The organism is Butyrivibrio sp. NC3005 (assembly GCF_000424545.1).
Taxonomy (GTDB): domain Bacteria; phylum Bacillota; class Clostridia; order Lachnospirales; family Lachnospiraceae; genus Butyrivibrio.
This window is the reverse complement of record NZ_AUKC01000078.1, coordinates 1-5482: the sequence shown is the minus strand read 5'-3', so window position 1 is coordinate 5482 and position 5482 is coordinate 1. Positions and strand designations below refer to the sequence as shown.

9 protein-coding genes and 1 pseudogene are annotated in these 5482 nt (G+C 38.1%); 9 read left to right on the top strand and 1 reads right to left on the bottom strand.

What is annotated here, in order from left to right; genetic code table 11:
• Window positions 1-214: pseudogene (locus tag G634_RS22040) on the bottom strand (transposase); the annotation flags it as partial.
• A gap of 159 nt (window positions 215-373) precedes the next feature.
• Here G634_RS22040 and G634_RS20545 point away from each other — a divergent pair.
• From G634_RS20545 to G634_RS0114610, 9 genes are all read left to right on the top strand, one after another.
• The gene (locus tag G634_RS20545; RefSeq protein ID WP_026505891.1) at window positions 374-823 is read left to right on the top strand and encodes a helix-turn-helix transcriptional regulator; all 450 of its coding nucleotides are present in this window, start codon (window positions 374-376) and stop codon (window positions 821-823) included.
• 17 nt (window positions 824-840) lie between these two features.
• The gene (locus G634_RS0114645) at window positions 841-1110 is read left to right on the top strand and encodes a GNAT family N-acetyltransferase (RefSeq protein ID WP_196805386.1); all 270 of its coding nucleotides are present in this window, start codon (window positions 841-843) and stop codon (window positions 1108-1110) included.
• Between the two features lie 15 nt (window positions 1111-1125).
• Window positions 1126-1389, top strand: coding sequence for a GNAT family N-acetyltransferase (locus G634_RS0114640; RefSeq protein WP_081676661.1), 264 nt, complete (start codon window positions 1126-1128; stop codon window positions 1387-1389).
• Window positions 1390-1697: 308 nt separating this feature from the next.
• Window positions 1698-2861, top strand: a complete 1164-nt coding sequence (locus tag G634_RS0114630; RefSeq protein WP_081676660.1) for an MFS transporter — start codon at window positions 1698-1700, stop codon at window positions 2859-2861.
• A 1-nt stretch (window position 2862) separates the two neighbouring features.
• Complete coding sequence (locus tag G634_RS21435; RefSeq protein WP_196805384.1) at window positions 2863-3060, top strand: hypothetical protein; 198 nt, start codon at window positions 2863-2865, stop codon at window positions 3058-3060.
• Window positions 3057-3584: a hypothetical protein gene (locus tag G634_RS19490; protein ID WP_196805382.1), complete on the top strand. Its 528-nt coding sequence runs from the start codon at window positions 3057-3059 to the stop codon at window positions 3582-3584. The genes G634_RS21435 and G634_RS19490 overlap by 4 nt, the downstream gene beginning before the upstream one ends.
• 2 nt (window positions 3585-3586) lie before the next feature.
• Complete coding sequence (locus G634_RS0114620; RefSeq protein WP_051234083.1) at window positions 3587-4099, top strand: HIT family protein; 513 nt, start codon at window positions 3587-3589, stop codon at window positions 4097-4099.
• Window positions 4100-4163: 64 nt separating this feature from the next.
• Entirely contained in the window at window positions 4164-4517 is a 354-nt protein-coding gene (locus G634_RS19485) for an NUDIX hydrolase (RefSeq protein WP_242826827.1), read from the top strand.
• A gap of 17 nt (window positions 4518-4534) precedes the next feature.
• On the top strand, window positions 4535-5005 hold the full coding sequence (locus tag G634_RS0114610) for a GNAT family N-acetyltransferase (RefSeq protein WP_330364834.1): 471 nt from the start codon (window positions 4535-4537) through the stop codon (window positions 5003-5005).
• Window positions 5006-5482: the final 477 nt, after the last annotated feature.

Here is a 5482-nt window from a genome sequence, read left to right as displayed (position 1 = left end):
GATATTCAGCGATGATCTTTTTCCATTTGAGCTTAGGGAGAGGTTCTTTGACAATAGGGAGCTCATCTATCTTGAACTTTTGATATTTTGGAGAATGGGCATCATCAAAGGCCCATTGCTTTAAAGGTATATATTTGCAGATAAAATTTATCAGCCAGCAATTCTGCTGATAAAGGTATTGGATTAACTGAAGTAAATAAAGTATAATGTCCATGAGCATTGGCTCCTTTCTGGATGTCGGTTTGGTGATTGACATTATACCAAAAAAGGGAGGTCAATGCTCTTTTTATTTAAACCTCCCGAGAATAAAGGATTTAGTAACAAAAAGGAGTGTCAGATTTGACACTACCAATATAGATGTGAGGAGTTGAAAATGAGCTTTGCTGAAGAACTTGCAGATGCGAGAAAAAGGAATAATCTTACTCAGGAAGATCTTGCCGAAATGCTTAATGTAAGTAGGCAGACTATTTCGAAATGGGAACGAAATGAAGGGTACCCGGAGGTTGAAACTCTTTTGGAGATAGCACGTCGCCTTCATTTGTCATTGGATCAGCTGATGCATGAAGAATTGTCCTTTGTATCTGATTTTGAGAGTATATCTACCATCGCTGCTGAAAAATGCCGTAGTAAACTTGAAAAGATTTCAAAAGAAACCCTGGTAAAGGCATGTATGGGCACTTCTCCCACCAATGCCAAATGGATTGCCGGCGTATTTCCTGAGATAGATTTTGAAAAGCGCTTTTCTGAAATCGGCAGAATTCGGATAAGCGAGGTCGAGGACGCACAGAAGGCGATACTGGCAGCAATCAACGATAAATCATAATGATTGGATGTGATGAATTGAAATACGCAGAACTTGCAGCAACATTTAAGACAAAAATATGTGAAACGGAACGTCTCCTCGTCCGTCCTTATCAAGATAGTGATGAGGACGGGCTTCTTGAGTTATTTCGAGATGAAAACACAATGCGGATGGATGGAGATCTTTCAATTTTGGAGAAAAACGAAGAATTTGTTCGCAGAATCAATTTAGTCAAAGAAGGTCCACTGATCTGTTTTTTCTCGGAAGAAAGATGCAGCCATGATTTTGTAGGATATGTGATGCTTTAGGACGAAGGTGATGCCATTGCGCTTGGATTTGCTGTCACTGCCTGGAAGCAGCATCGTGGATACGGATACGAAATGCTGAAAGCTGTGATCGATATTCTATTCGATTATGGCGTAAATGAAATACGGATCAAGACCTGGGAAAAGAATCTCCCCTGCCAGGAACTTGCAGAAAAACTTGGATTTGAGAAGGTTGAGGTTGTCAAAGGAAATCATAAAGACTCATTTACCGGGGAAATAAGTGATTGCTTCTTGTACTCGTTAACCAATTTTTTCGGTTGAAAAGCCTTAACCCGTGTGATATAATTACATTTGTTTTGATAGAATAAATAAAGAGGTTGCGAAAGATGCTTCATTGATTTTCTGACAAAAAAGTTATAAAGAGAGTGTTCTTGCCTGCATGACAAGTCTGTTTTTGTACGCTTTACGTCAGATTATCATATTCGTCAGTTGTCCGGCTCGCTCCGGACTCTCGTATTCCTCTTTCTATATATGAGGTTTATTTTTGATGGATATGACTGCCTTGCGTACAGAAATGTATGCGAGGCAGTTTTTACGTTTAAACACATACTTTTTTGTTGGAGGATTCGATGATGAATAAGAAACTAAATATAGATAACCTTGAACTTGCGTCATTTTTCAATGGCCTGGTTTTCTTTGCACCGGTAGCACTTTTAGTTAGAACACGCGCAGGGATTAATCTTGACCAATTCTTTATTTTACAAGCTACGTTGTCTCTTGTGATTTTCTTAGGAGAAATTCCTACAGGAAAGATTACTGATTTTGTGGGCTATAAGAACACTATTGTTCTATCACAGATCATGTTTCTGATTGCAAGAAGCCTGATATTAGCTGCTTTTTTATTTAAAAACTACTACTTGTTCTTTACAGAAGCCATCATTGAAGGTATTGCCATCAGCTTTACCTCGGGAACTATCAGTGCATATCTTTATCAGAAATATGATGAAAGTGAATATGTTGTTAAAAATGCCAGGGTAAACAATTTCAGCACGGCTGGTTTTATTGCCAGCACCATTATGTATGCAGGCATTTACCACTTCTTTGGGATAGAAGGTTTACTTGTTCTCACTGTTATGATGAATGTTATAGCAGTTTTTGTAAGCTTTGGCATAGAAAGGGAGCATCTAAGAAAAGACTATACTACTGATAAGCTGGTTACGGAGAAGCATAAGCTATTCATTCTAAAGTTCAATGCTGAGAATATCACAATCATGGTTACCTTGGCGCTTGTTAGCATATCCTTTATCCTTATCAACTTCTTTTATGTAGATAAGCTCGAAATGCTTGGAATATCCGAAGAATGGATGACAGCAATTATTCTTGGATATTCTATGCTCCAGATGGCATCGGAAAAGATTCTTGCCATTATTGGAGAGAAAAACTATTTCAAGGCTTTTATAATCGGTTTCATTGTTTCGGGAATCTGTATGCTTGTTTTCGGTAGTGTGAATTCAAAGCTGATCATTATTCCAATCATGCTGTTTCTTCCGCTTGTAGTTTCAGTTCCTGCATATATATTTGATGGGATTGAAAATAAAGTCGTTGATAAAAATCATCTTGGAGATAGGCGGGCGGAAGTTTTATCAGCTTACAACATGGGAGTAAGTCTCGTGGAAGTCTTATTTCTCTTTGCATCAGCCTACGTTTCAGGGCTTGGAATATCTGCATGCTTCACGGTGGTAGGAATACTTATGATCCTGCTGGCAGGGGTGCACGGAGTATTGAAAGAATAATATGTTTTATGAAAAAGGAGCTATATTAATGAAAATCATTGCTATCGGTGCGGTAACAGCAGGAGGAAGAACTGGGAGCGTATTCCAAAGAAACTTCAGGTTGAAGGCTACGACATTCATGGAAACTGGGCTGATGATCTTTATGATTATCTTGAAGAAACACGAAGCACTTTGCCGGAAGGCTCTGACATACAGGTGATTTTTAGCAACCTTGAGAAGGAGGAAACCTGGGAAAGTATAGCACAGAAGAAATATTCCAAGATTATCGCACATTATCTTTTATCCTATCTGAATGATGAGGGCTCTTTTATCCGGAATGTAGCGAATGTGCTTGCTCCAGACGGAATGTTTTCCGTAAACCACTATGGAGAGGCAAAAAAAGAGTATGATTTTTGGGAAAAGATAATAAAAGATATTGGGCTGGATGTTTCTTTTGCTTTAAAGAAGAGAGCAGAGCGAAAGGAGATGGATGATGATTTTGAAAAAATATTATCAGAGCATTTTGGTAAGGTAGAAAAGGTGTTGCTTCCATGTCCACTTACCTTTGACACTGCAGAAGAACTATTTGACAGGTTGCTTCGAAAGTATCCTGAGAGCAGGAAATACCTTGAAGACAACAAGAGAGTAATAGAAGATTATTTTGATAATAATCTTTTGAAAGATGGTTCTATCACTGTAGACATGGATAGCACATTTTATCATTGTTATAAGAGTGAGGACTAAGGATGGATAAGATGGGCATTTCAAATAGAATAAGGAAAGATATCGCAGGTAACAATATCCCTTTTGAATGTGTGGGCTGCGCTATTTCACAGGGCAATCTTAAGTTGCCGGGCGGGATCATATATGAAGGAAAATCGCTTATTCTGGGTGCTGATCCGGAGATTCCTATTCCGGGATTTTTAGTTATTACCAGCAAAAGGCATATACGATCATTTTCAGAATTGACAAAGGAAGAACGAGATGAAATAGGTGATGTCTTATCTTTGGCAGAAAAAGCTATCAAAGAGCTTGGAATTAGTTCGGAAATTACGCTTGTTCAAGAGGAACGATCCAAGCATTTTCATATCTGGATTTTTCCTGCATATGACTGGATGGAAGAAAAGTTTGGAGTAGGAATCAAGTATTTGAGGGATATTTCAAATTATGCAAGAAACAATTTTGACCAAGATACAGTAGACCAAGTTGTAGAGGTTGCAGGAATGATAAGAGATTATATTAAAAGGATGGAATTCTAAAAATGGATAATAAGCTCTTTCCGGAGAGGCTTGATAGAAACAAAGTGTATGAATGCGGTATACTGTGGGACATTTGGAGTGGGAAATTCCTGCGGGCGGAGTAGAAGATGGAGAGTCTATTGAAGACGCTGCAAGAAGAGAGGTTATGGAAGAAACGGGATGTACAGTAAAAGACCTTAAGTTCTTGTGCTCTCAGAATCCGTCAAATGGTATGTCAGATCAGGTAATGCATGTTTTCGGAGCTGAAGTGGATTCAGAAGGATGTATCAAAGATACTGATGAAGTAGCAGAGAAAGTCTGGATGCCAATTGCAGAGGTAAAAGAGCTTCTTAGAAACAACCAGACAAACGATGGCATTGCTATTTTGGCAATTCTGTATGCGCTCACATTTTACCATTTTACGGGAGGAAGCAAATAGAAGGGAATATCTATAACATGAGAATGGAATATATGATTAAATCTGTGTCGGATGAGGAACAGAAGAAAAACATAGCAAGACAGATTTTAAAAGCGTTACCCGAATGGTTCGGTATTCCAGAATCTACGGAAAAATACATATCGGAAAGTGGAGAACAAGAAATGTTGGTAGCTTTTGAAAACGAAGTGCCAATTGGTTTCATTTCATTAAAGAAAACTGGGAAAGACACAGTTGAACTTGCAGTTATGGGGGTTAAAAAAGAGTACCACCGACAAGGTATCGGAAAGGAACTTTTTAATACAGCAAAATGTGCAGTAAGGGATAAAGGATATTCTTTTATTCAGGTAAAAACGGTACAGATGGGAAAATATAAAGAGTATGATGCCACAAATATGTTTTATTTAAGCCTTGGATTCAAAGAATTTGAAGTATTTCCAACATTGTGGGATGAGTGGAATCCGTGTCAAATTTATGTGATGGCAATCTGAGTTTTAGAGGACTATTGATAATTTGCTTGATTGATGGGGGTTCCTTATGGGAGGACGGCGTCAGAACCTCCTTTCTGTCTGGGTTTCAGACGTGTCGTTATTATTCAAGTCCCTTCTTCCGCATTGTAATTTTTGGGTGGCAAAGGTGAATAACACTGTTAAAACTTTGGTGTTATTATTCTAAGAGGACTTTGCAAATGTTAGAGCATAGGTGTTGAGCCTATGCTCTTGTTCTTATGTCTAAAAATAATTTCTACTATTAACTATAGATTTTTATCTCTCAAGATTGTTCTTGGGGGATATTTTTTTCTACAGTTATTTTGATTCGAGGATATATTTACGTGGTTTATTTGATATTGTTTCAAGCGATTCTAATGTCTGAGCCAGTTGATAACATTGGCGGCGCACACTCGTGACTTTAGTCATGAGTTAGCCGCCTTTTCTTGACTCTGCTAATTACGTATGGTATTATATAGA

Bases quoted from the DNA above. Each gene is read 5' to 3' on its own strand.
- G634_RS0114620 (WP_051234083.1), top strand. From the start codon at position 3,587: ATGGATAAGATGGGCATTTCAAATAGAATAAGGAAAGATATCGCAGGT.
- G634_RS20545 (WP_026505891.1), top strand. From the start codon at position 374: ATGAGCTTTGCTGAAGAACTTGCAGATGCGAGAAAAAGGAATAATCTT.
- G634_RS0114630 (WP_081676660.1), top strand. From the start codon at position 1,698: ATGATGAATAAGAAACTAAATATAGATAACCTTGAACTTGCGTCATTT.
- G634_RS0114610 (WP_330364834.1), top strand. From the start codon at position 4,535: ATGAGAATGGAATATATGATTAAATCTGTGTCGGATGAGGAACAGAAG.
- G634_RS21435 (WP_196805384.1), top strand. From the start codon at position 2,863: ATGTTTTATGAAAAAGGAGCTATATTAATGAAAATCATTGCTATCGGT.